This is a genomic window from Phaeobacter sp. 11ANDIMAR09 (assembly GCF_001294455.1).
Classification (GTDB): Bacteria; Pseudomonadota; Alphaproteobacteria; order Rhodobacterales; family Rhodobacteraceae; genus Pseudophaeobacter.
Window position 1 is genome coordinate 135852 of record NZ_LIKT01000001.1, and the last position, 24592, is coordinate 160443.

At 57.0% G+C, this 24592-nt stretch carries 27 protein-coding genes and 1 pseudogene; 17 read left to right on the plus strand and 11 right to left on the minus strand.

The genetic code is table 11. The features are described 5' to 3' along the window. Positions 1–33: 33 nt before the first annotated feature. Complete coding sequence (locus tag AN476_RS00665; protein WP_054458543.1) at positions 34–735, minus strand: glutathione S-transferase family protein; 702 nt, start codon at positions 733–735, stop codon at positions 34–36. 80 nt (positions 736–815) lie between these two features. On the opposite strand from AN476_RS00665, the gene AN476_RS00670 reads away from it, so the two are divergent. Next, positions 816–1517: a YafY family protein gene (locus tag AN476_RS00670; protein ID WP_054458544.1), complete on the plus strand. Its 702-nt coding sequence runs from the start codon at positions 816–818 to the stop codon at positions 1515–1517. A 65-nt stretch (positions 1518–1582) separates the two neighbouring features. On the opposite strand, the pseudogene AN476_RS23325 reads toward AN476_RS00670, so the two are convergent. The 6 genes and pseudogenes from AN476_RS23325 to AN476_RS00700 form a co-directional block, all read right to left on the minus strand. After that, positions 1583–2428, minus strand: a pseudogene (locus AN476_RS23325) (ABC transporter permease); the annotation flags it as partial. Positions 2429–2443: 15 nt separating this feature from the next. Further along, a complete protein-coding gene (locus AN476_RS23330; RefSeq protein ID WP_054458548.1) occupies positions 2444–3715 on the minus strand; it encodes an ABC transporter permease in 1272 nt (423 codons plus the stop codon). 91 nt (positions 3716–3806) lie between these two features. Further along, positions 3807–4913 carry an extracellular solute-binding protein gene (locus AN476_RS00685; RefSeq protein WP_054458551.1) on the minus strand — a complete coding sequence of 369 codons (1107 nt, stop codon included), beginning with the start codon at positions 4911–4913 and terminating at the stop codon, positions 3807–3809. Positions 4914–4989: 76 nt separating this feature from the next. Beyond that, on the minus strand, positions 4990–6090 hold the full coding sequence (locus AN476_RS00690; protein WP_054458553.1) for an ABC transporter ATP-binding protein: 1101 nt from the start codon (positions 6088–6090) through the stop codon (positions 4990–4992). 308 nt (positions 6091–6398) lie between these two features. After that, positions 6399–7793 carry an aspartate aminotransferase family protein gene (locus AN476_RS00695; RefSeq protein WP_054458555.1) on the minus strand — a complete coding sequence of 465 codons (1395 nt, stop codon included), beginning with the start codon at positions 7791–7793 and terminating at the stop codon, positions 6399–6401. 65 nt (positions 7794–7858) lie between these two features. Continuing rightward, the gene (locus AN476_RS00700; RefSeq protein WP_253279809.1) at positions 7859–8545 is read right to left on the minus strand and encodes a GntR family transcriptional regulator; all 687 of its coding nucleotides are present in this window, start codon (positions 8543–8545) and stop codon (positions 7859–7861) included. A 139-nt stretch (positions 8546–8684) separates the two neighbouring features. On the opposite strand from AN476_RS00700, the gene AN476_RS00705 reads away from it, so the two are divergent. The 5 genes from AN476_RS00705 (at position 8685) to AN476_RS00725 (ending at position 14045) form a co-directional block, all read left to right on the plus strand. Beyond that, a complete protein-coding gene (locus AN476_RS00705) occupies positions 8685–9770 on the plus strand; it encodes a polyamine ABC transporter substrate-binding protein (protein ID WP_054458559.1) in 1086 nt (361 codons plus the stop codon). 123 nt (positions 9771–9893) lie between these two features. Further along, positions 9894–11021 (plus strand): ABC transporter ATP-binding protein, encoded by a 1128-nt coding sequence (locus AN476_RS00710; RefSeq protein WP_054458892.1) that lies wholly within the window; start codon positions 9894–9896, stop codon positions 11019–11021. Then, a complete protein-coding gene (locus tag AN476_RS00715) occupies positions 11021–11902 on the plus strand; it encodes an ABC transporter permease subunit (RefSeq protein ID WP_054458894.1) in 882 nt (293 codons plus the stop codon). The genes AN476_RS00710 and AN476_RS00715 overlap by 1 nt, the downstream gene beginning before the upstream one ends. Further along, on the plus strand, positions 11899–12717 hold the full coding sequence (locus AN476_RS00720; protein ID WP_054458561.1) for an ABC transporter permease: 819 nt from the start codon (positions 11899–11901) through the stop codon (positions 12715–12717). Before AN476_RS00715 ends, AN476_RS00720 begins: the two co-directional genes overlap by 4 nt. Then, positions 12714–14045, plus strand: a complete 1332-nt coding sequence (locus AN476_RS00725; protein ID WP_054458563.1) for an FAD-binding oxidoreductase — start codon at positions 12714–12716, stop codon at positions 14043–14045. Before AN476_RS00720 ends, AN476_RS00725 begins: the two co-directional genes overlap by 4 nt. Here AN476_RS00725 and AN476_RS00730 read toward each other — a convergent pair. The 3 genes from AN476_RS00730 to AN476_RS00740 form a co-directional block, all read right to left on the minus strand. Beyond that, complete coding sequence (locus AN476_RS00730; RefSeq protein ID WP_083464177.1) at positions 14006–14818, minus strand: aminoglycoside phosphotransferase family protein; 813 nt, start codon at positions 14816–14818, stop codon at positions 14006–14008. The genes AN476_RS00725 and AN476_RS00730 overlap by 40 nt on opposite strands. Positions 14819–14937: 119 nt before the next feature. Further along, positions 14938–15636 carry a flagellar hook capping FlgD N-terminal domain-containing protein gene (locus tag AN476_RS00735; RefSeq protein WP_054458565.1) on the minus strand — a complete coding sequence of 233 codons (699 nt, stop codon included), beginning with the start codon at positions 15634–15636 and terminating at the stop codon, positions 14938–14940. 3 nt (positions 15637–15639) lie between these two features. Continuing rightward, positions 15640–17466 (minus strand): flagellar hook-length control protein FliK, encoded by a 1827-nt coding sequence (locus AN476_RS00740; RefSeq protein WP_054458567.1) that lies wholly within the window; start codon positions 17464–17466, stop codon positions 15640–15642. A 129-nt stretch (positions 17467–17595) separates the two neighbouring features. Between AN476_RS00740 and AN476_RS00745 the strand changes: the two genes are divergently transcribed. From AN476_RS00745 to AN476_RS00770, 6 genes are all read left to right on the plus strand, one after another. Beyond that, on the plus strand, positions 17596–17892 hold the full coding sequence (locus tag AN476_RS00745; protein WP_054458569.1) for a rod-binding protein: 297 nt from the start codon (positions 17596–17598) through the stop codon (positions 17890–17892). Then, positions 17885–18265, plus strand: coding sequence for a flagellar export chaperone FlgN (locus AN476_RS00750; RefSeq protein ID WP_054458571.1), 381 nt, complete (start codon positions 17885–17887; stop codon positions 18263–18265). Before AN476_RS00745 ends, AN476_RS00750 begins: the two co-directional genes overlap by 8 nt. 228 nt (positions 18266–18493) lie before the next feature. Next, positions 18494–19300 (plus strand): flagellin, encoded by an 807-nt coding sequence (locus AN476_RS00755; protein ID WP_054458573.1) that lies wholly within the window; start codon positions 18494–18496, stop codon positions 19298–19300. An 82-nt stretch (positions 19301–19382) separates the two neighbouring features. Continuing rightward, on the plus strand, positions 19383–19754 hold the full coding sequence (flaF, locus tag AN476_RS00760; RefSeq protein WP_054458576.1) for a flagellar biosynthesis regulator FlaF: 372 nt from the start codon (positions 19383–19385) through the stop codon (positions 19752–19754). Between the two features lie 2 nt (positions 19755–19756). Beyond that, complete coding sequence (flbT, locus tag AN476_RS00765; protein ID WP_054458578.1) at positions 19757–20161, plus strand: flagellar biosynthesis repressor FlbT; 405 nt, start codon at positions 19757–19759, stop codon at positions 20159–20161. Beyond that, positions 20158–20949, plus strand: a complete 792-nt coding sequence (locus tag AN476_RS00770) for a DUF1217 domain-containing protein (protein WP_054458581.1) — start codon at positions 20158–20160, stop codon at positions 20947–20949. The genes flbT and AN476_RS00770 overlap by 4 nt, the downstream gene beginning before the upstream one ends. A gap of 114 nt (positions 20950–21063) precedes the next feature. Here AN476_RS00770 and AN476_RS00775 read toward each other — a convergent pair whose 3' ends face one another. Then, positions 21064–22392, minus strand: coding sequence for a FliI/YscN family ATPase (locus AN476_RS00775; protein WP_054458583.1), 1329 nt, complete (start codon positions 22390–22392; stop codon positions 21064–21066). An 88-nt stretch (positions 22393–22480) separates the two neighbouring features. Here AN476_RS00775 and AN476_RS00780 point away from each other — a divergent pair, with 88 nt between their 5' ends. From AN476_RS00780 to AN476_RS00800, 5 genes are read left to right on the plus strand one after another with little or no spacing between them, the layout of a single operon-like run. After that, on the plus strand, positions 22481–22867 hold the full coding sequence (locus AN476_RS00780; RefSeq protein WP_054458898.1) for a FlgB family protein: 387 nt from the start codon (positions 22481–22483) through the stop codon (positions 22865–22867). 14 nt (positions 22868–22881) lie between these two features. Beyond that, entirely contained in the window at positions 22882–23274 is a 393-nt protein-coding gene (gene flgC / locus AN476_RS00785) for a flagellar basal body rod protein FlgC (protein WP_054458585.1), read from the plus strand. A gap of 23 nt (positions 23275–23297) precedes the next feature. Beyond that, entirely contained in the window at positions 23298–23597 is a 300-nt protein-coding gene (gene fliE / locus AN476_RS00790) for a flagellar hook-basal body complex protein FliE (protein ID WP_054458587.1), read from the plus strand. Between the two features lie 4 nt (positions 23598–23601). After that, the gene (gene fliQ, locus AN476_RS00795; protein ID WP_054458589.1) at positions 23602–23874 is read left to right on the plus strand and encodes a flagellar biosynthesis protein FliQ; all 273 of its coding nucleotides are present in this window, start codon (positions 23602–23604) and stop codon (positions 23872–23874) included. Continuing rightward, positions 23874–24587, plus strand: coding sequence for a flagellar hook-basal body complex protein (locus AN476_RS00800; RefSeq protein WP_054458591.1), 714 nt, complete (start codon positions 23874–23876; stop codon positions 24585–24587). The genes fliQ and AN476_RS00800 overlap by 1 nt, the downstream gene beginning before the upstream one ends. The last annotated feature ends 5 nt before the right edge of the window (positions 24588–24592 follow it).

Consider the following 24592-nt stretch of genomic DNA (forward strand, 5'->3'; position numbering starts at 1 on the left):
GGCGCAAAGATCGCTCTTTGCGCCCCATCGCCCTCAGGGCATCTGCCCTGCTTGGTCAAAAACCCGTGTCAGGTACCGGCAAAGCACCGGGTTCCCTGTGATCCGCTCCACCGTGGGCGTTTTCACCATTGTCGAGCCCATGGCTTGGAGCATGGCCGCAACGCTCATGTCGGCACTGGTCACCTGCTTGCCAAATAGGAAATCCTGCCCTTCTAGCAAATCGGCGATGGCCTGTAGGTGGCCGTCAAGCTGCGCAAAGCGTTCAGCATCACTAAAACGGCCAATGCCCTGGAACTGCAGCCCTTGATGCACCGATCGCCGTATCGCCCCGGTGACCGGACGGCGCAGCAGAAAGGGAACTTCCTGAAAATAATTGTCACGGATGGTGGGCCAAACCGCATCGTTGTCCCAACGATCCCGCACCACAAAAAAGTAGAGCGTCTCTTCGGCCATGCGGATCAGGCTATGGGCCTGCGCCCGCTCCCGCTTGCCAAGCCCCGGATCAAACTCCGCGCCCCCTGCCTCCAGATAGCGGCGGATATTTGCGCTGTCGGAAATCAGCTCTTGGCCCACACGCAGGACCGGCAGTTTTTGGTGGGGCATCTTGCGCGGATCGCGCAGATCCTGGCGTTGCCATTTGGCCTGGGCATGGTTCAGCAGCAGCGCCGCCTTGACGCAAAAGGGGCTGAGGCTAAAGACCTCGGCGTTGCGGGGGTAAGTCAGCAGTGTGAGCATTGGGAAATCCTGTCTTTTGTTTCCAAAACAGACTATCGCTGACCAATGACAATATTTGTCATCAGGAGGCAGCAACACCCATGTCCAGAACCCATCGTCTGTTTCACCTCATGCAGCTGCTACGGCGCGGCGCTGGTCCCAAAACCGCAGCGCAATTGGGGCAGGACCTGGGAGTCTCTGGCCGCAGCATCCACCGCGATATTGCCACCCTGCGCCAGCTTGGGGCCGTCATCGACGGCGAGGCAGGCTATGGCTTTACCCTCATCGAGGACAACGCCCTGCCGCCGCTTGGGTTCCGAGACCTGGAACTCGAAGCCCTGGTTTTGGGGCTGCGCGAGGTTGAACAGATCGGCGATCCCGATCTGGCTGAGGCCGCCGCCGAGGCCCTGCGCAAATTGCAGGGACGCCTGCCCGAACGGCAATCGCACAGGTTGCGCCATGCAGTACTGAGCGCTCACCGCTTTGAGCGGCCACCCCTGCCCGGCATCACCCTGTCCGATCTGCGTCAGGCCACCTGGGACGAGGTCGAAATCGGGTTTGCCTATACCGACTTCAAAGGCACGCAGACCCAACGCCGGGTTCGGCCGTTGGGGCTGATCTACCTGGATCGCTCCAATGTGCTGATTGCCTGGTGTCTGATGCGCCGCGACTTCCGGATCTTTCGCCTGGATCGCATGGCCGCGCTACAGCTCACCGAGACCAGCTTTCGCCCCCGACGGATCCCGATGCTGCGCGAGGCACTGGCCCAGATCGACAGATCAAATTCGGCAAACACATCCTGATCCAGCAATAAAAAGGCCCCGGATATCTCCGAGGCCTTAATAGTTTTTTCCGTTTGCGCTGCTGATCAGCTAGGGCTCATGCCCCGCAGACGCTCCGAGCGACGTCGCAACATTTCAACGGTTGCAAGCAGCGCGATGGAAATCGCCACCAGGATCGTTGCAACCGCCAGAATGGTGGGCGAGATCTGCTCACGCAAGCCAATGAACATCTGCCAAGGCAGCGTCTTTTGTCCCGCCGAGCCAACAAAGAGAACCACCACAACCTCATCAAACGAAGTGATAAAGGCAAACAGGCCACCAGAGATCACGCCAGGCAGGATCAATGGCATCTGGATACGGAAGAAAGTGGTCACTGGGTCTGCACCCATGTTTGCCGCCGCACGGGTCAGCGAACGGTCAAAGCCGACCAATGTGGCCGTCACGGTGATGATCACAAAGGGAATACCCAGGGCCGCATGAGCCAGAACCACGCCGATATATGTCCCCTGCAGGCCAATACGGCTGTAGAAGAAGTACATGCCAGCCGCAGAAATGATCAGCGGCACAATCATGGGCGAAATCAGGATCGCCATAATGGCGCGCCGGAAGGGCACATGGGGTTGGCTGAGGCCAATCGCAGCCAGGGTACCAAAGGTCACAGAAACCAGTGTCGCCATGGGGGCAATCTTCAGCGAATTCCACATCGCGCTTTGCCAGGAGTCATTGCTGAAGAAGTCACGATAGTGTTTCAGCGAGAACCCTTCTGGATCCAGCCGCAGCATTTCCGGTGTGAAGGTAAAGAAGTCCTGCGAATTGAAGCTCAGCGGGATGATTACCACGATCGGAGCAATCAGGAAGAAGAAGATCAACCCGCAGATCACCCGAAAGGAGTAGTACCAGGCCCGCTGGCCGGTGGTCGCATATGGAGGAAGTGCACTCATTGTCGGTTACCCCAGCTTCACGTTGTCGATGCCGACAATTTTGTCATAGACCCAGTAGAGCAACAGCACCACTGCAAGGAGGATCGCACCCAGTGCCGCACCCAGACCCCAGTTGCCAGACGACGAGATGTGATAGGCAATCAGGTTAGAGATAAAGGTACCCTTGGTACCGCCTACGAGGGCAGGTGTGATGTAGTAGCCAACCGCGAGGATGAAGACGAGGATCGATCCCGCCCCAATGCCTGGAACAGATTGAGGGAAATAGACCCGCCAGAAAGCCGTCCAGTTGGTCGCGCCCAGAGATTTGGCGGCACGTAGATAGGTCGGTTGGATGGTCTGCATCACCGAATACATCGGCAAGATCATAAAGGGCAGCAGGATATGGGTCATGGCGATGATTGTGCCTAGCTCGTTATTGATGAGCACAAGCCGATTGTCGTCGCCAACAATCCCTATCCAGACCAGCACGTCATTGATGACGCCTTGTTGTTGCAGCAGAATTTTCCAGGACGAGGTCCGCACCAACAGCGAAGTCCAGAAGGGCAAGAGCACCAGAATCAGCAGCATATTGGCGGATCGTGTGGTGATATTGGCCAGCAACCAGGCAACCGGGTAGCCCAGCATAATGCAGCTGAAGGTAATGATCAGCGACATCCGCATGGTCCGGATCAACATGGTGTTGTAGATACGCTCGGTCTCAGGTCGTACCTCGGCACCGTCGGCCCCCAGCTTCATATCCACCGCATTGAGGAAATAGCCCATGGTCCGTTGCCCGGAATAGGTCTTGATGGTGCGCCAAAGCTCGATATCAGCCCAGCCATCGTTGAGCTCGATCAGGCGCTCTTTGTAGGGGCCTTCGTTCTCAACATCCCATTTTCGAACCTTGCGCCCTGATTTACGGAACACCGAGGCCATGCCCGGGTTCTCATAGTTCAGGCGTTTGGCGACTTTGGTATGAACCTTGATCTCAGCCGCAGCCTTGAGATCCACGGCCATAGCGGCAAAGACAGCTTCATCAGGAAGCTCCGATGACGCGGCATCCCAGTTTTCGAGTGCGCGCACAGTATTTGGCAGCACATCCTGAACGATTCGGTTGTCCACCGACCGGAACAGCATGTCGCCAACGGGCAGGATAAAGGTCACAAGGATAAACAAGAGCAATGGTGCGATGAGCATCAAGGCCCTGAGCTTCTGCATCCGCAGTGCCTTCGCGAGGCTACGCTTTAGAGGCGTGCCATCAGCGGCCAGCACTGGGCCGTTTTGGGTGGTGTCACTCATGGTGGGGGTCCCCGTCGGGTCGTTTTTTTTGGTGGAGAAAGGGCCCTGGCATTGGGGCCGGGCCCTTTCCCGTTGTCACAACGAGGTTAGATTACTTAACCAACCAGGCCTGGAATTTCGCGTCCAGATCGTCGCGGTTGTCTGCCCACCATTCGTAGTCATAGGTGTGCACGTTACCCGCGTTGGCAGGATCGGTTGGCATGTGTGGCGCCATTTCGATACCCAGTTCCGCGTGCTTACCAACCAGTGGCGCCGAGGAGGCACGTGCTGGACCGTAGGAGATGTAAGCCGCCTGATCAGCCAGACGCTGAGTGTCGGTGGCGAACTTCAGGAAGTCCATGGCGCGGGCTTTGCGGTCCGCAGGCAGACCGGCGGGAACGATCCAACCGTCAAGGTCAAAGGACTGCATGTCCCAGAGCATACCAATTGGCTGGTTCTGTTCAGCAATCGCCGAGAACAGGCGGCCGTTGAAGGTCGAACCCATCACAACTTCGCCATCGGCCAGCAGCTGGGGAGTTTCTGCACCAGCAGACCACCAGACAACGCTGTCTTTGATGGTGTCGAGCTTGGCCAGGCCACGGGCTACGCCTTCGTCGGTGCCCAGAACGTCATAGATGTCGTCCTTGGCAACGCCATCGCAGTACAGAGCCCATTCCATGTTATCGATTGGGCGCTTCTGCAGCGAACGTTTGCCTGGGAATTTCGCCAGGTCAAAGATGTCGCAGACAGAGGTTGGTGCTTCTGCGCCAACCAGGTCGGTGCGGTAGCCAAATGTGGTCGAGTAAACGATCTGTGGAATGAAGCAGTCGGACACCAGCAGGTCGCCGAAATCTTCAGAAGCCGAGGTGCCATCGGGGGCAGCAGCCAGATCTTCGTCGTGGTTGATTTCTTCGGCCAAGCCTTCGTCGCACAGACGCATCGCATCCGAGGCCACAACGTCAACCAGATCCCAGGTTACATTGCCGGCTTCGTTCATGGCGCGCAGTTTTGCAACAGCTTCAGCCGAGCTCTCGTCCCAAACAGCTTTTACGCCGGGGTTGTTGGCAATGTAGGGCTGTACATAGGCTTTGTCCTGGCTGGACTGGTAGGAACCGCCCCAGGACACCAGGGTCATTTCATTGGCCATGTCTGCGGCAAATGCCGCCGGCGCGACCAGCGCCGTAGTCATTACCAATGCTGACAGTTTTGTCATCTTCATGAGATATCTCTCCTTGTTGAATTTCTTAAGTTTCTTGCCCCCGGTCATGAGCGCCGGGGGTTTGCACGAGTAGACTTTAGGCGTCCAGAGCGCGGCAATCTTCGGGCAGCCAACCAATTTCGATCTGCTGACCTGGCTTCAGGCGAACCTGATCAGGGGCGTTCCGGGTCTTGATGACAAACTCATCATTGCCAGCCACCCGCAGACGGGTGCGGAAAATATCGCCCATGTAAATGAATTCAAGAACCTCAGCCTTAAGCGTATGTACGCCTTCGCTGAGACGGTCTTTGTTGTATTCAACACGTTCCGGGCGGATCGAAACACGGGTACGCTCACCCGGCTTGCTGACGTTGACCGGCTTACAGTCAATCAACTCGCCATCGTCCAACTGAACCAGAGCAACGCCGTTGTTGATCTCTTTGACCACGCCTTCCAGCGTGTTGTTCTCACCGATGAACTGGGCAACAAAGCTGTTCTGTGGCTCTTCATACAGCTTGTCTGGCGGGGCCAGCTGCTGAATGCGGCCATCTTCGAACACCGCAACCCGGTCCGACATGGTCAGCGCTTCGGTCTGGTCATGGGTCACATAGACCACGGTAATGCCCAGACGGTGCGCCAGATGGGTGATTTCGAACTGCATCTTTTCCCGCAGCTGCTTGTCCAGCGCGCCCAGCGGCTCATCCATCAGAACCAGCTCAGGTTCAAACACCAGGGCACGGGCCAGGGCGATTCGCTGCTGCTGACCACCGGAAAGCTGCGAAGGACGGCGGCCGCCAAAGGCGCCCATTTCCACCATATCCAGAGCGCGCTTCACCTTGGCTTCCCGCTCGGACTTGCCCATTTTGCGGACTTCCAGTGGGAATGACAGGTTTTCTGCGATCGTCATATGGGGGAACAGGGCGTAGTTCTGAAACACCATGCCAATGCCGCGTTTATGCGGTGGGATATTGTTGATCGAGGTACCACCAAGACGAATATCGCCATGGGTTGCCGTCTCAAATCCAGCCAACATCATCAGACAGGTGGTTTTCCCGGAACCTGAGGGGCCCAGCATGGTGAGGAACTCACCTTTGGGCATAATGAGGTTCAGATCTTTTACGACAAGATTTTCACCGTCGTAGCTCTTTTGCACGCGTTCGAATTCAACGAACGCGTCATTATTCGACGCATCAGCCAAAGCAGGCTCCCCGTTATGTAATCGGCAGATTGGTTCTGCGCTTCTGTGACGATGTAAGCATACCCTTGGCAGGGGATGCAACCGCCTCATCCGATTAGAGATGTTAAATTAGCTTAGGGGCCAAAAATTGACCGTTTAGACTGGCTGCGACGTCCGAAACCAGTTTTGCGACATTCGCAAGGCAAATCGCCTGCCCCAAGGGAAACTTTTGGAAAAAACGAAAATTTCTGGCGAAATAAAAATTCAAGACCCCACATCACAGGGATGCGGGGTCTTAGGGTCGTACACTTCAAAGCTGTGGCGCCAGGTCAGGCGCTTTTCAGCAGATCTTTCTCTTGCAGAATTGCGTAGCACTCATCCAAAGATTTGCGCGCACGCTCGATCAGCACATCGATCTCTTCCGGTTTGATCACCAGAGGCGGCGAAATGATCATCCGGTCGCCCACATGGCGCATCACCAGATTATTGGCAAAGCAACGCTCGCGGCAAATATAGCCCACGGTGCCCGCATCCGAGGCAAACACCGCCCGCGCCGCCTTGTTTGGCGTCAGAGCAATCGAGCCCATCATACCGACAATTTTGGCTTCGCCCACCAAAGGGTGATCTGCCAGGGCTTCCCATTTCTCTTTCAGATAGGGGCCCGCCACGTTTTTCACGTGTCCGACGACATCTTCCTCTTCGAGGATGCGCAGGTTTTCCAGCGCCACAGCCGAGGCCACGGGATGGCCGGAGTAGGTGTAGCCATGGTTGAACTCATCAGAGCCGATCACCGCAGCGACCTCATCCGTGACGATAGAGCCACCAATGGGGGCGTAGCCCGATGACAGACCTTTGGCGATGGTCATGATATCCGGACGAATACCCACCGTTTCGGAGCCAAACCAATTGCCGGTCCGGCCAAAACCGCAGATGACCTCATCGGCAATCAACAGGATTTCATACTTGTCGCAGATCCGCTGAATCTCAGGCCAATAGCTGGCCGGCGGCACGATGACGCCTCCGGCACCCTGAATAGGTTCGGCGATAAAGGCCGCAACGCGATCTTCGCCCAGCTCCAAAATCGCCGCTTCCAGATCCTGCGCCCGCTGCAGACCGAAGTCTTCCTCGGGCATATCACCGCCTTCTGCCCACCAATGCGGCTGATTGATGTGGTGAATATCCGGGATCGGCAGACCACCCTGTTCGTGCATGGCGCTCATGCCGCCCAGCGAGCCACTGCCCACCGAAGAGCCGTGATAGGCATTCTTGCGACTGATAATGATGGATTTTGTTGGCTTGCCCTTTAGCGCCCAGTAGTGGCGCACCATGCGGATATTGGTGTCGTTGGCCTCGGAACCTGAGCCTGCAAAGAATACATGATTCAGATCCCCCGGCGCCAGCTCGGCAATTTTGGAGGCCAGAGCAATTGCAGGCACATGGGTGGTCTGGAAGAAGGTGTTGTAATAGGGCAGCTCGCGCATCTGGCGTGCCGCCACTTCGGCCAGCTCATCGCGGCCGTAGCCGATGTTGACGCACCACAGACCCGCCATAGCGTCAAGGATTTCATTCCCTTCGCTATCGGTCAGGGTCACGCCCGTGGCGCGCGTAATGATACGGCTACCTTTTTCGGCCAATTCACCATTGGCTGTGAAAGGGTGCATGTGATGGGCTGCATCCAGGGCCTGCAATTCGGCCGTGGGCAGATGGTTGGTGATCGCGTTCATAAGACTGACTCCAGCGGTATGAGATTGCCACCAGAATATGATCAAATTTCGCCATGTCAATCGAATCAGTTGGTGCCCCCCAGGCCCTGACTCACTTGTTCCATGCCCTGCTCGACATCTTTTTCCATCGCCTGCGCCACTTTTTCCACCGCACCGCGACGCATGGCCTCAATGATGTCCTTGTGCCGGTCCGGAAAGCTCTGGGTTCCAAAGCGCCCGCAGACCACGCGCAGCGAGGGGCCAAAGCGCAGCCAGAGCCGATCTGCGAGGTCCGCCATGATGGGCGCATCAGCATAGGCGTAGAGCTCGGAATGGAAGCTGTAGTTCTGCACCAGATAGCCTGCGACATCCCCCGTTGAAATCGCCTGATCCAGGGCAATGTCAATGGCTTCCAACTGGGCAATCTGTTCCTCGGAGACCCGCAGGGCAGCCCGGCGAGCTAGCTCGGATTCTATTGATTTTCTTACATAACTCAGCTCATCAATGTCTTCTGAGCGCAGCAGTGGCACCGATACCCGGCGGTTGCCCTGAAATACCAAAGCCCCATCCGAAATCAACCGGCGAATGGCCTCGCGCACGGGTGTCATCCCGGCCTCCAGGGAATCCGTCAGCCCCTGTATGGTGACAGCCTGTCCCGGCGCCAGCTCACCAAAAAGAATCTGCGCGCGCAGCTTTTGATAGACCACCTCATGGGCGGGCAGCTTGGGTTCATCGCTTGGGGCTGCCTGGGCTGCTGAATTTGTCACCGACACTGGGGTTTTTCCTCCTGAATTTTGGGCAGCTTGCACGAAGTTTGCCCCGGTGAAAACATAAACAGTATTGCCGAAAGAGGCAAAACTTGATCAAATCCAGTACAGCCGGGCCAACACCGGTACCCACAGGGAGAAAACAATGACACTCAAAATGATGACAACGACTGCTCTTGTCGCCTTGCTCGGCTCCGTGGCCATGGCTGAAGAAGTGCGCGTCTACAACTGGTCCGACTATATCGACGAAGAACTGCTGGCACAGTTCGAGGAAGAAACCGGCATCAAATTGATCTATGATGTTTTTGACAGCAACGAGGTTCTGGAAACCAAAATGCTGGCCGGCGGTTCGGGATATGACGTTGTGGTTCCAACCGGTTCTTTCATGGCGCGCCAGATCCAAGCGGGCTCTTTCCAGAAGCTCAACAAAGATGCGCTGCCCAACCTCAGCAACATGTGGGATGCCATTGAGGAGCGCACCAGCCTCTATGACCCCGGCAATGAATATTCCATCAATTACATGTGGGGCACCACCGGTATCGGTGTAAACGCCGCCAAAGTCGCCGAAGTCTTGGGCGCAGATGCTCCGGTAGATTCGCTGGAATTGGTCTTTAACCCAGCCAATATGGAAAAACTGGCCGCCTGTGGTGTCTATTTCCTGGATGCGCCGGATGAAATGATCCCGGCGGCGCTGAAATACATCGGCGAAGACCCCAACAGCATGGATCCCGCAGTCGTGGCCAAGGCCGAGCCGGTGCTAATGGCCATTCGCCCCTATATCAAGAAGTTCCACAGCTCCGAGTATATCAACGCCCTGGCCAATGGTGATATCTGCGTGGCCTTTGGCTGGTCCGGAGACATCCTACAGGCGCGGGACCGCGCCGCCGAAGCCGAAAATGGCGTCGAAATCGAATATAACGCCCCTAAGGAGGGCGCGTTGATGTGGTTCGACCAAATGACCATTCCAGTGGATGCCCCCAACCCCGAGGGCGCCCATAAGTTCCTGAACTTCATCATGAATGCCAACAACATGGCGGCGGCGTCGAACTACGTCTATTACGCAAATGGCAACGAGGCCTCGCAGGAATTCCTGGAAGCAGACGTGATCGACGATCCGGCGATCTACCCTGGCCCGGAAACCGTGGAAAACCTCTATATCAAAGAGGCCTACCCAACCAAGGTACAGCGCAAGGCCACCCGTATGTGGACCAAGATCAAATCCGGCACCTGATCGCCTGGATGCCTGATCCGGCAGGGCGTGATGCTGCGCCCTGCCCTTTGCCTATTCGCACCAAAACCTCTGATCGCGCGCGGCCCAAGCTTGGCGCCTGTCAGAACCTGTGGGGGACGCAGCTTGACCATTCCTGTATTCGAACCCTGGAACGATCCCGAGGCCAAGCCCTTGATCCAGTTTCAGAACGTCACCAAACGATTTGGTGATTTCACGGCGATTGATGATCTGACCATCGGCATCTACGAGAAAGAGTTCTTTGCGCTGCTTGGGCCCTCTGGCTGTGGCAAAACCACCATGATGCGGATGCTGGCCGGTTTTGAAACCCCGACCGAGGGCAGCATCTATCTGGCTGGACAGGATATGGCGCCGGTGCCGCCCAACAAACGCGCCACCAATATGATGTTTCAATCCTATGCCCTGTTCCCGCATCTCAGCATCTGGGAAAACATTGCCTTTGGTCTGAAACGTGAAAAGATGCCAAAGCACGATATCAATGACCGGGTTGAAGAAATGCTGCGCCTCACCCGGTTGGAGAAATTCGCCAATCGCAAGCCGCATCAGATCTCGGGCGGTCAGCGCCAGCGGGTCGCTCTGGCGCGCTCGCTTGCCAAACACCCCAAACTACTGTTGCTGGATGAGCCGCTCGGCGCGCTGGACAAAAAGCTGCGCCAGGATACCCAGTTTGAGCTGATGGATATTCAGGAAAAGACCGGCACCACCTTTGTGATCGTGACCCATGACCAGGAAGAGGCGATGACCGTGGCCAGCCGGGTTGCGGTGATGGATCACGGTAAGATCATTCAGGTCGCCACCCCCGATCGCATCTACGAGACCCCCAATTCCGTCTACGTCGCTGACTTCATCGGTGAGGTAAACATCATCGACGGCACCGCCACCCCCAACGGCCCCGACAGCTATTCGGTGGCTTGGAAAGACGGCCAGGCGCCGCTGAATGTGCAAAGCCCCGCCGACTTCTCAGAGGGGCAGACATGCCACCTGGCTATCCGCCCCGAAAAGGTCACGATCAATGCCGAAAAACCTGAGGGTGTCGACAATCTGGTGCAGGGCAAAATCCTAGACATCGCTTACTTGGGCAATATCTCCACCTATCACGTTGAGCTACCATCCGGCGCGGTGATCAAGGCGCAAAGCGCCAATACCCGCCGCATCTCGCGTCGTGCTTTCACTTGGGAAGACACTGTCTGGCTGTCCTGGACCGCCACGGCAGGTGTTCTGCTGGCCGAATGATGCGCCGCTTTACCCTGATCGCTGTCCCGTATCTGTGGCTTTTGGCGCTGTTTCTGGTGCCCTTTGTCATCGTGTTGAAAATCTCACTGTCGGATGTCGAGCTGGCGCGCCCCCCCTATGCGCCGCATTTTGACTGGGCCACTGGCATTTGGGCCTTCCTCTCCGAGCTGGATTTTGAAAACTTCACCTGGCTTGCCGAAGATGATCTCTACTGGAAAGCCTATCTCAGCTCGCTCAAAATTGCGGTGGTCTCGACCTTCTTCACCCTGCTTGTGGGCTATCCGATGGCCTATGCCATGGCCCGTGCGCCGCAGGAATGGCGCGCCACCCTGATGATGCTGGTGATCCTGCCCTTCTGGACCAGCTTTCTGATCCGGGTCTATGCCTGGATGGGAATTCTGTCGAACGAAGGCTTCCTCAATCAGTTTCTAATGTGGACCGGGGTGATTTCAGAGCCGCTGACCATCCTCAACACCAACGCGGCTGTCTATATCGGCATCGTTTATACCTATCTGCCTTTCATGATTCTGCCGATCTATGCGGCCCTTGAACGGCTAGATGAATCCCTGATCGAAGCGGCCGAGGATCTGGGCTGTTCGCGTCTGTCCGCCTTTTGGCTGGTGACCATTCCACTGTCAAAGACCGGCATCATCGCCGGCTGCTTCCTGGTTTTCATTCCGGTATTGGGCGAATTCGTCATTCCTTCGCTTTTGGGTGGATCCGACACGCTGATGATCGGCAAGGTCCTGTGGGAAGAGTTCTTCTCCAACCGGGATTGGCCTGTGGCCTCGGCTGTGGCTGTGGTGCTGTTGCTACTCCTGATCATTCCCATTGTGCTGTTCCAGCGTAATCAGCAAAAACAGCAGGAGGCCGAGCAATGAAACGCATGAGTTGGTTCAACACCGTCTCGCTGACGCTGGGCTTTGCCTTCCTTTATGTGCCGATGCTGATTCTGGTGATTTACAGTTTCAACGCCAGCAAGCTGGTGACCGTCTGGGCGGGTTTCTCGACCAAATGGTATGGCGAGCTCTTGCAGAACGAAGCCTTCCTGAATGCCGCTTGGGTGACCATCAAGGTCGCGGTGATATCCTCGACCATTGCTACCGTTCTGGGCACCATGGCCGCCTATGTGCTGGTCCGCGGTGGACGTTTCATGGGGCGCACCCTGTTTTCCGGCATGATCTATGCGCCACTGGTCATGCCCGAAGTGATCACCGGTCTCTCCCTGCTTTTGCTGTTCATTGGCCTGGGACTGGATCGCGGCGTGATGACCATCGTGCTGGCCCATACCACCTTTTCCATGTGCTATGTCTCGGTGGTGGTGTCGTCGCGGCTGGTGACATTTGATCGCTCGCTGGAAGAGGCGGCGCTGGATCTGGGCTGCTCCCCGTCTGAGGCCTTCCGGCTGGTGACTCTGCCAATCATTGCCCCTGCGGTGATTTCCGGTTGGCTATTGGCTTTTACCCTGTCGCTGGATGATCTGGTCATCGCCTCCTTTACCTCAGGGCCTGCAGCCACCACGCTGCCGATCAAAATCTATTCCGCTGTGCGTCTGGGGGTCAGCCCTGAAATCAACGCGCTCTCCACCTTGATGATTGCGGTTGTCACCATTGGCGTCATCACCGCGTCATTGGTCAACAAACGCCAGATGGTACGGCAAAAACGCGACGAACGGGCGGCAGAGCGCAGCGCATGAAACGGATCTTTTCCAACTATGCCTATGGTCCCGGCCCGCGCGACAACTGTTGGTGGGACGAGACCATAGCAGCCCCCGATTGGCCCGAACAACGCGGCGAGATGCAGGTGGATGTCACCGTCATTGGCGGTGGCTTTACCGGGCTGTCGGCGGCGCTGCATCTGGCCGAAACCGGTGTCAATGTTGTGGTACTGGAGGCCGAGGGCCCCGGATGGGGCGCTTCGGGGCGCAATGGCGGTTTCTGCTGCCTCGGGGGCTCCAAGCTCTCGACCAAAGCGATGCTGCGCAAATACGGCGAAGAGGCCACCCGAACCTACGCAGAAGGCGAAGAGGCCTCGGTCGCGCTGGTGGCTGACTTGTTGCGCAAGCACCAGATCGAAGCTGACACCCATTCGCGCGGCGAAACCGTTCTGGCCCATAGCCCGCGCGCATTGAAGCAGATGAAGCAGCAAGTTGATCATATCAGGGCCGCAGGTGTGGACGTAGCATTTCACCCCAAGGAAGAGCTCGCCTCTGTTGGGATGAACGGCGCATTTTTTGGCGCTATGACAACGCCGGTTGGCTTTGGCCTTAACCCACGCAAATATCTGTTTGGTCTGGCGCAGGCAGCAACAGACGCGGGCGCCAAGCTGTTTCAACACAGCCCGGCGCTCAGGATCGCACAGGCGGGTGGCCAGCAGATTGTCACCACAGCCAAGGGTAAGATTCGCAGCGAAAAGGTGGTGATTGCCACCAATGGCTATTCCTCTGATGATCTGCCGGATTGGTTGGCGGCGCGCTATATGCCGACCCAATCCAGCGCCATGGTAACCCGGCCACTTAGCGAAGAGGAACTGCAAGCCCAGGGCTGGTTCAGCGATCAGATGGCCTATGACAGCCGCAATATGCTGCATTACTTCCGCCTGATGCCGGATCGGCGTTTTCTGTTTGGAATGCGCGGCGGGCTGATGTCGTCACCCGGTGTAGAAGCAGGTATTCGCCGCCAGCTGCGTCGCGATTTTGAAGCCCTATTTCCGCATTGGAGAGAGGTCGAAAGCACCCACAGCTGGTCCGGCATGGTCTGCCTGGCGCGGGACCTGGTGCCCTTTGTCGGGCCGATCCCGGATCATCCCGGACTGTTTGCGGGCCTGTGCTATCACGGCAATGGCGTTGCTATGGGCAGCTATGCCGGCCGGTTGCTGGCGGATCTGGTGCAGGGCAAAACGCCTGAGCTGCCCTATTCACCGGTGATACAGGGTCTCAGACGCTTTCCCTTTGGCACGGCCCGCCGGGTGGTGATGCCGCCGGCCTATGCCTTTTTTGGGCTGATGGACCGTTTCAGCGCCTGAAGCTCCAGCTCCAGCGCGCGGCGGTCCTGTGCTGCCCCTGCCTGGCTGCGCCATAGGCAGTATGCGGCCATGCGCCAATGATACCAGGGTTTTAGCGACAGGTAGCGCCCGACCACACCTGGGTCGGGATAGGCGGCAAGAAAGGCCTCCTCTTCGCCAGTCGACAAAACCTCCCCCCGGTAGAGGACCTGCATGGCCGGCGACAGAAACAGGGCCAGATCCTCGCTTGGGTCACCCAGTTGAGGGCATTGCCAGTCAATCAGCGTCAATGTCCCATCATGTGCCACCAGGTTCCCCGGCACCGGATCGCCATGGATCAATGACAACTGTGACAGGGGCGGCACCTGACCAATCGGGCGCAGACCCCGGATCTGCGCGACCGGTTCAGACGCGGTGGAGAGCTGGTCTAGGATCGCCTTCCCCTGCCACTCCAGGGCGGCGCTGCCGTTCATTCCCTCTGGCAGATCCTCAAAGCCGGGCTGATCATGCAACCGCCCCAACAGCTGCGCGACATGACCGCTGTCCTGCCTCCAGGGGGCTCCAGTGATATGGCCATAGATCAGCCAGGCCCGGCCCTCAAAGCGCCCGCTGGCGAGCAACTGGGGCACCATGCCGGTGCCAGCCAACGCCAGTAACGCCGCATTTTCTCGATGCGGGTCATTGGCAAACAACGGGTTGCCCCCGCGTGGTTGATAGAGTTTGAGCACGCGATCCCCGGCGCGCCAGACACGGTTTGACCGCCCCCCCTGCAAGGGAACAGGCGCAGAGACAATCAGTCCCCGCGCCCGCAACGATCTAAACAACCGCTGATCAAAATCCAGATCCGTTTCGTGCAGGGTCAGATGCTCCCATCAGAATCACCCAGCTCATGCAGGTGACAGATGTCGCCCGTTTACACGTCTGTCTGCTCATCCGCCATGTTTTCATCAGAATCACGCAGAGCTGTGGCCGAGGTGGCCAGAACCTTGGCACCGGTCTCCGTTACCAGAACCACATCGACACCAATCATCTGAGTTTCTTTTACCAAGGAATAGACTTCCGCTGTTTCCGAGAGGATCACCTCATCTTCCTTCTTGCTTTCCACCACAAAACTGTAGGTTCCAGCTGGAACGGTATCACCAGAGAAATTGGTGCCATCCCACTCATAGGGTTCTGCCGAGACGGGCAATGCAATGCGATTGACCTCATCGCCGCTCTCATTTCGGACGACCAATGTTACTTCATCCGCAGCGGCTGCCGGGTTGGGGGCTACAGTCACGGAATTGGTGCCGTCAAACAAGGCAGGCGCTGCAGCGCGGACTTCCTTGCCAACCCAGCCTGTCAGCGATGCCATATTCGCCAGCCCCAGCTGACTGTGCACAACGCTCAGATTGTCGTTGGTCAGAACCTGCTGTTCCACCATGGAGAATTCCGCCAGCTGCGACGCATATTCGGTATTGTCCATCGGTTCTGTCGGATCCTGGTACTTGGCCTGGGCCGTCAGCAACTTGATGAATGTGTCAAAATCGGAGGTCAGATTGGTGCCACCGCCCGTCGTAGAACTGCTGGAGGTCGTAGTGGCGGTGCTTGCGCCTGAAACTTCTGTCGTCATCGGTTAAACCCTCATGTCCACGCCGGCGTTTCCGAGCCGGAGATGTTGTACCTGTGTTTGTGCAATCTCAGCTGCTGCCAGCTCTTCAGAATCTCCTGTCCGGGAGGTGCCGCCAGCGGATTGGCTTTCGCCTTCGCCACTGGTTTGTCCACCCGAAGCTCCGCCGCCACTGAATTGGAAGGAGATATTCTCAAAACCCATCTTGCGGAACTCATCCGCCAGCTCATTGATATGCCGGCGCATCAGATCGCCTGTTTCTGCCCGCTCGGTCTGGATCACCACGGTGATTCCCGCCTCGCTGGTGGAAACCCGCATTTTCACCCGACCCAGCTCTTCCGGGTTCAAAGCCACATCAACATTGCGCTCACCCTTGGCGACAAAGGCCTGCGCCAGTTGCACGGCGACCAGGCGCGGAGTTTCGGGACGATGCACAGTGCCCGGCTGAATCGCCGCCTCGGTCAACAGCTGGGACAGGCCCGGCATATCTGGTGACTGATCAGAGTTCAGAAGTTGGGCCTCGGCGCCCTGGCCCCCGGCTTTGGCAGCATCACCACCAAGCATTTGCGCGTTAAAGGCCTGTTGTACAGCGCTGACCTGAGGAGTGGTGGTCGATTGTTTGGAGGTTGCTGCCGTGGCACTGCCAGAAACCACAGCATCGGCGTCACGCGATTCGCGGGCGCGCCCCTCTGCCCGGCGACCGGGTTCAGTGGCTGCCGCCGCGCGGGATTGGCCTGCAACGGCTGCCAAAACCTCGCCAGAGCTTGCCGCTTTGCCGAATGTGTCGCGCCCAGCCTTATCTGTCAGGGGCGCGTCCTCGAGCTCATTCGCGGCCACCGCGGCATCATCACCCCCGGCAGCCTGAGGCACGGACATCGTGTTTGCAGATGGGGCGCGAGAATCGCCCGCGCGGCGCCCGCTATCCTGTGAAACGGTGGCGCCAGCTGCGGGCACCGAAACAGCCTGAGCTTTGTCACTGGGCTTTTGCTCTACCGCCAGATCTTGATCCGGCTCCACATCCGTTGCTGCAACAGATTTCTCTGCGGCCGCTGCCTGGGCTGCATTTTGGATCCCCGCTGCGGCTGCCTGTTGCGCGCCCGAAGCGGCCTGGGTGCGGATCGCGGTGGCGGTCTCTGCCTCAACACCGTCAATCATGGATTCCGGCGCGGCCTCTGCCAAGGTTGGCTGAGCCGTTTTGTCCGCATCACCTGCAGCAACACTATCACCTTTTGTGACATCGGTCTGCGCACCAGCAGATCCAGTCGATCTGCGCGCCTGAACAGCGCCCTCAGACACCAATGCCGGGGCCACAGAACTGGTTTTCACTTCTGTATTCTGGGCGCCGCCGACAGGTGGCACATCCGAGGCCAACACGTCGGTTTCTGTTTCCTGAGTCTGGCCCGGATTGGCTGTCAGATCACTGTCAGCAGCAGAGGTATCGCCCCCGTCGGGCTGAGCGGGGGAGGCATCTGTTTCATTGGTCTGTGAATTTGTATTGTCGTCTGATGCAGCGGTCTGGTCATCCGCTTTTTGGGTTTCAGACGCAGACGGCGCTTTGTCAGCCCCCTTAGCGGGGGTTTCCCCGGTCTCAGCCCGACTTTGATCGGCCTGCTTGGGTCGATCAGCGGTCTTTAGCCTTTCCGTCGCGCGGTCAGATTGGTTTGACCCTTCCCGTTCAGAGGTGGCCTTTGCCTCATCTCTACGGGCACGATCGTCGATGTGATCAGAAAAACTACGATTCCCATGCTGTCGCTGCGGGCTTTCTGCCGCCTTGACGCCAACGGGGTCTGCAGCGCCGGAGCGCACCTGTCCAAAGTGTACATTTGTAAGCATTAGGTTTCCAGACATTCTATCTCGATACCCCAGCCCTAGAGCAAAGCAGTTACGGTAATTTTAACCGCTATCTGGGCATTCTAGGAAAAATCAAACAAATCTGAATTAATTCCAGAGGAGAGGTGCAGGATGCCCAATCTGACGACAACCCACCAGGCCACAACAGCGCCGCCTAAGCTTCAACCCACGACGCAGGACGCGGCGATTCGCGATGCTGCAAACAAGCTAGAGGCTTCTTTTCTTACCGAAATGTTGAAATCCGCAGGGCTTGGAAAAAGCCGTGAAGGGCTTGGCGGTGGCGGCGCTGGTGAAGATCAATTCAGCAGCTTTCTTGTCCGCGCCCAAGCAGAACAAATTACCGAAGCCGGCGGCATTGGCCTCGCCGAATCGCTTTATCACGCAATGAAGGAATCCTCTAATGATTGACCAGAACCTGCAAATTACTCACCAAAATCCCCAAAACCTCATTGATGAGCTGGATGAGATTCTTGACCAAGAGCGCAGCGCATTGGTGCGCGGCGAATTGGACAAGATCGAAGAACTGCTTGCACGCAAAGAAACGATCATCGCCCGCCTCAACACAATTGACAGTCTGGAACGCGAGGCCCTCGCGCAGGTACAGACAAAGGTGTCGCGCAATCAGGAGCTGCTTAATAGCGCCATGGAAGGCATTCGCAGTGTCGCCACACGGATGGCAGAACTGCGCCGGGTGAAAAAGGGACTTGATGTCTATGATCGCGCAGGACGCAAGGCGCGCTATGGCACCACCATGGGGCAACGTCTGGAGAAGCGCAGCTAATAGGCGAAAGCTAAGTCGCTCCAGGGTTTAGTAAAATTCTACGGATTGTAGATTTAGACATTAGCACTCCCTTAGCAACTTTCGCGGCAATGTCTCCTTGCATCTCATCACTGAGGTGGCGCGAAAGCCGATTGGCTGAACGCACTGTCAGAAAGACGCTAAACGCCCCCTTCGGGGCAGGGAAAACTATCGAGACCAAAGTGTCTCAATCGCTAAAGGAATAAAGCTATGACCAGCATTCTGACAAACAATGGCGCAATGGTTGCTCTGCAGACTCTGTCTTCGGTGAACAGCAACCTCGACGAGTCCCAGACACAGATCTCTACTGGTAAACGAGTCAATGGCGCCAAAGACAACTCCGCGGTTTGGGCGATTTCCAAGAATATGGAATCGGACATCTCCGCTTATGAGTCGGTTCAGGACAGCCTCGATTTTGGTGCCGCGACCGTTGGTGTTGCTTCCGCCGGTATGGAGCAGATCGTTGAGACACTGAAAGACATGCGTGATCTCGTGGTTTCGGGTATCTCTCAGAACGTCGACCATGCTCAGATTGAAGCAGATCTGGCCAACAAGCGCGAAACCATCACGTCGATCATCAGCTCGGCGTCGTTCAATGGCGCAAACCTGCTCGATTCGGGCACAACCGCGCAGCTCGATGTATTGGGTGGCTTGGATTCTTCCGCGCCTATCACCGTTGCCGGAGTTGATACTACTGCCGATGTCATCACCGCCATGGGCAACACCCTGTCCGCGACCAACGCTGACACTGTTATGACCGAAATCGAAACAGCATTGGGCAACGCAATTGGCCATGCTGCGACATTCGGTGCTGCGGACAACCGTCTGACGGATCAGAAAGAGTTTGTGAGCAAGCTGACCGACTCGATGAAAACTGGTGTATCGGCCATGACCGATACCAACATGGAAGAAGCATCTGCCCGCCTGAAGGCGCTGCAGACGCAACAGCAGCTGGCCGTCCAGTCGCTGACCATTGCGAACCAGAACCCATCGACACTGCAGCAGCTGTTCCGTTAACAGCCTGATCCGGGGCGCTTTTAGCGCCCCGGACACCTTATCGTTTCAGAGAATCTGATGGAATAGTACGTTAGGAAAATACGTGAATGCCTTAAGCAAAGCGCGAAGCGCTTATTCAGCGGTGAAATCCCCGATCCGAACATCCAAAGACATGGAATACGAGACCATTGCGCATGTGACCCGCAAGATGATTGTTGCGGCAAGACGCGGAAAAGGTGGATTTTCAGAACTGGCACAGGCCCTGAATGACAACAACAAGCTGTGGAGAATATTTGCCGCGGACTTGGCCTCGGTCGATAACCCGCTGCCGCAAGATCTGAAAACCGATCTGAGCGATTTGGCTACCTTCACGCGTCAACACACCAGCAAAGTACTGCAGCGCAAAGCCCATGTGGGACCGCTGGTGGAAATCAACACGGCCATCATGCGTGGCCTTCGCAGCGGAGCAACTTAATTATGAGCGGACTGGTTCTAAAACTTGCGCCGAAAGAGCGTGTCCTGGTCAATGGCGCCGTCATTGAAAACGGTGACCGCCGCAGCAGACTGTCCATTGTGACCCCTGACGCAAATATTCTGCGTCTTCGCGACGCAATCCACCCCGAAGAAGCAAACACCCCGGTGCGCCGTGTATGCTATGCAATGCAACTGATTTTGACCGGCGACATCGATCCAGAGGAAGAACGTCTTCCGATGCTGCGCCGGATTGAAGAATTGAGCCAGGTTTTCACCGATCCGGACAGCCGTGCATCACTGGCCGAGGCCACAGATGCCTTTCTTCAGGACAACTACTACCGCTGTCTCAAATCGTTGCGTGCCCTGATGCCACGTGAAGATCGTCTGTTAGCTGTGCGTCCGTCATGAGCTTCCAACCCATCATACCCATCTCAGGTATCGGCGGTTGGAACTTTCTGCAGTCTACCTACGATAAACAGTTAGACTCCTTCTCCAAAAGCCCAGTGTTGCAACGCGACACTGAGTATTTTGAAGAAAACATCGGCAATGTTAAAACGGTTGATGATCTGGTCAACGATCGCCGCCTGCTATCTGTTGCACTCGGGGCCTTTGGCCTCGAGGACCAAGTAGACTTTAAAGGCTTGGTAAAAAAAGTTTTGCAGGAGGGCTCCACCGCTGATGATGCCCTTGCAGGCAAGCTGGGTGACGACCGTTGGGTGAGCTTTACTGAAACCTTTGGCTTTGGCCCAGGTGAAACAGTGAAAACCGGCGATGCAGCTGCGATGAAGAATCTGTCGGAGATCTACAAAGTGCAGTCCTTCGAGACCGCTGTCGGTGAGCAAGACAATTCCATGCGCGTCGCCATGTATTCTCAGCGCGAGATACAAGTCTTGGCTGAAGATGGTACCAGTACCGACACAAAATGGTTCAACGTGATGGGGCAGCCCGCCATTCGCGAGATGTTTGAGATAGCGCTTGGCTTGCCCACCAGCATGGGACAGGCGGATTTGGACACTCAGCTGGTCAATTTCAAAGACCGAGCAAAAGCGATGTTTGGCACTGACGACATTTCGGTCTTTGCGGAGCCGGAGAACATGGAGCGTCTGGTTAATGTTTATCTGGCGCGCTCCGAGATCGCAGAATTCAACGCATCAAATTCCGCTGGTGCAACGGCCTTGATGCTGTTGCAATCCTAGCGCAGCTTCCCCGAAACAAAAGGCGCCTGCCGGATATCCCGGCGGGCGCCTTTGTCATTTTCGCAATCTGACCTTTGCCATGAGTTGCAAACTCAGGAGGAACAGATCCGCCCCTTAACGCCCTTTGCCAGCGCGGCGCAGCATCAGTTGCAAGCGGCTGAAGCTGTTGCTCACGCCCTGTGGGTCTTCCTTGCCAAAGAAGGCATCCAGCTCTGGCCAGATCTTCACCGCCTGATCCAACACCGCATCATTGCCTTCGGAATACAGACCGGCACGGATCATCACTTCGGATTGCTCGTAAGAGCCCAGGAACTTGCGCACCTCCAGAATGGCTGCATTCTCTTCTGCAGTTGCTGCCGCTGGCAGGCTCCGCGAGACCGAGCGCGAAACATCAACCGCCGGGAAACGTCCCCGTTCAGCGATTTCCCGGTTCAACACGATATGCCCGTCCAGAACACCACGCAGGATATCCGCAATGGGTTCATCCATGTCTGAGCCCGCCACCAGGACGCTGAACACCGCGGTGATGTCGCCCTGCCCCTCAGAGCCAGGACCGGCCCGCTCACAAAGCCCGGTGATCAGTGGCGTTACAGAAGGCGGGAAACCACGCAGCGAAGGTGCCTCGCCAGAGGCGGCAGAGATTTCACGATGGGCCTCGGCAAAACGCGTTACGGAGTCGGCCATGAACAGCACGTTTTTGCCCTGATCGCGGAAATGTTCCGCAATGGTCATCGCCGCCCAGGCGCTGCGGCGGCGCACCAGGGCAGATTGGTCAGAGGTGGCAGCGACAACAACGGCCCGCTTCATGCCTTCCGGACCCAGGACGTCTTCAACAAAGTGATTCACTTCGCGCCCACGCTCGCCAATCAGCGCCATGACCACCACATCGGCCTGCATAAATTGCGCCATTTTTGCGAGCAGCGTCGATTTACCAACACCAGAGCCCGCAAAAAGACCGATGCGCTGGCCCTGGACGATGGGGAGAATCGTATTGAACACCGAGAGCCCTGTGTCCAGCCGCGCGCCCATATGGCGCCGTCCGGCCGCCTTGGGCGGCGGCGCCATCAGGTCGCGGGCCTGTTCTCCGCGCAGCAAAGGCCGCCCATCCAGCGGCTCGCCAAAGGGGTCAATGACCCGGCCAATCCAGTTGTCTCCCGGCGCGAAATCTGGCGCAGGCATCAGTTTGACCCGATCATTCATCGCCACGCGATCTGGCGAGCGATCAGGTAACATGCTGATTTTGTTGCTATCAATTTTCAGAACTTCCCCGTGCAGCTCATCCCCTGGCCCCCGGATCAATACCAGGCGGTCGCCGATTCGCGCTTCGCGTTCCAGACCGGAAATTTCGATTTCTCCACCAGAAATTCCGCTGACGCGGCCCATAGATGTTGCCAATTTCTTACTGGCGATTTGTTCGGTCAAAGCTTTCAGCTCTGGAATCATGGCCTGAGGCCTCCAACTAGTTCCTGAAACAATTTCTAAAGGAATCAGGGTTAAGCCTTGATTGAAATTGATCGAGGGAGAAGCCCCGGTGTTCACCGAACTGAACGTTTTTAAAATCGCATATTCGATGGCCAGCCACGCCGGCAAGCGTCAGGCACTGGTGTCTGAGAACATCGCAAACGCGGATACCCCTGGTTACCACGCCAAGGATATCAAGCCGTTTAAAGAGGTCTATGCCGCCGGGCCACGCCCAGGCGATATGGTGGCCTCTCGTGGATCGCATCTGAATGGTATTAACGGCTCCAACATGGATTGGGCTGTGACCACCTCCCCCAACGGTGCCGACCCCAACGACAACTCCGTCTCGATCGAAACCGAAATCCTAAACGGGGTCGAGGTCAAGCGTCAGCACGATCGTGCCCTCGCCATCTACAAATCTTCCATGAACATTCTGCGCACCAGTCTGGGGCGCTAAAGGAGGCATGAGCAATGAGTGAATTTTCCAATTCCCTGAGTGTGACCGCCAGCGGCCTGAAAGCACAGGCCACCCGCCTGCGGCACGTCTCTGAAAACATCTCTAACGCCGATACCCCGGGCTATCGGCGCAAAAGCGTTCCCTTTGAAGCCACGCGCGATTTGGAGAATGACGTGGAACACGTCAGGACCGGCCGCGTCACCCTGGATCGCAGCGATCTGGAAAGCATCTATGACCCCTCGCATCCCCTGGCGGATGGCAGCGGACACTATGATGGCTCGAATGTCGATCTGATGATCGAAATCGCCGACGCCCGCGAGGCCCAGCGCAGCTACGACGCCAACCTGAAAATGTTTGAACAAACCCGCAGCATGTCCTCTTCCCTGATGGATCTGCTGAGAAAATAACCTAACCCCCGAGGAGATCCAGAATGGATATTCGCTCTATCACCTCCGCCGCCGGAGGCTACGCCGCCGCCCGTCCCGCCACCAAAGTGGACCCCGAGTTCCAGGGCAATAGCCCCACGGACCAGCTGCGTTCCAGCTTTGCCAGTTTTGCCAACACTATGCAGGTTGGTGAGCAGACAGCGGTACAGTCGATGACAGGTGCAGGTGACCCGCATGCGCTTGTTCAGGCTCTGGCCCAGACCGAGCTGGCGGTAGAGACCGCAGTGACCGTGCGCAACAAGGTTGTTGAAGCCTATCAAGAAATCCTGCGGATGCCGGTCTAAGCCAATGATGAGCGAAGGCCAATTCTACGACACATTGCGACAGGCTCTTTGGGCTGCAGTGACCATGTCAACGCCGATCCTGGCGGTGGCTTTGGTCGTCGGCTTGGCCATCGGTCTGTTTCAGGCCCTGACATCCGTGCAGGAAATGACCCTGACCTTTGTTCCCAAACTGGCGGCAATTGTTGTCGTCTTCTGGATGACCATGGGCTTCATGACCCAGACACTCGTGGCCTTTTTTAATGGCCATGTCATTCCTTTGATCGCAGGAGTTTCGTGATGGAAACCGCAGGCTATGCAACCCTATCCCGCCAGTCCGGCCTGATGCGCGAAATGCGTGTGGTGGCAAATAACATCGCTAACTCTGCAACCACCGGCTATCGCTCAGAAGGTCTGATCTTTTCTGAATTTGTCCAGACCGCCCCGGGCCAGCAATCGCTGTCGATGTCGCAGGCCAATATTTTCAACACCTCGATGGAACAAGGCCAGCTGACCCAGACCGGCGGCTCCTTTGATTTTGCCATCGAAGGCGACGCCTATTTCATGATCGAGACCCCGCTGGGGGAGCGGCTGACCCGCTCTGGCGCTTTTTCACCAAATGCCGAAGGCGATCTGGTCACCATGGATGGCCATCGGGTTCTGGATGCAGGTCGCGCGCCAGTCTTTATCCCGGGCACCGCCGAATCCATTCATGTCGGCGCCGATGGCACCATCACTGCCGATGGCAATACCGTTGGCCAGATCGGGCTTTTCCAGCCGGATGAGGAAACTGTCCTGATGCGCGAGGACGGTGTGATGTTCCGCGCCGAGGGTGAGATCATCGATAGCGAAAACGCCAAGATGGTGCAGGGGTTTCTGGAAGGATCCAACGTCAATGCGATCACCCAGGTTACCCGCATGATTGAAATCCAGCGTGCCTATGAAATGGGCCAGAGCTTTCTGGAAACAGAAGACAAGCGCATCCGCAACGCCATTGAAAAACTGATCAAGTAAAAGGA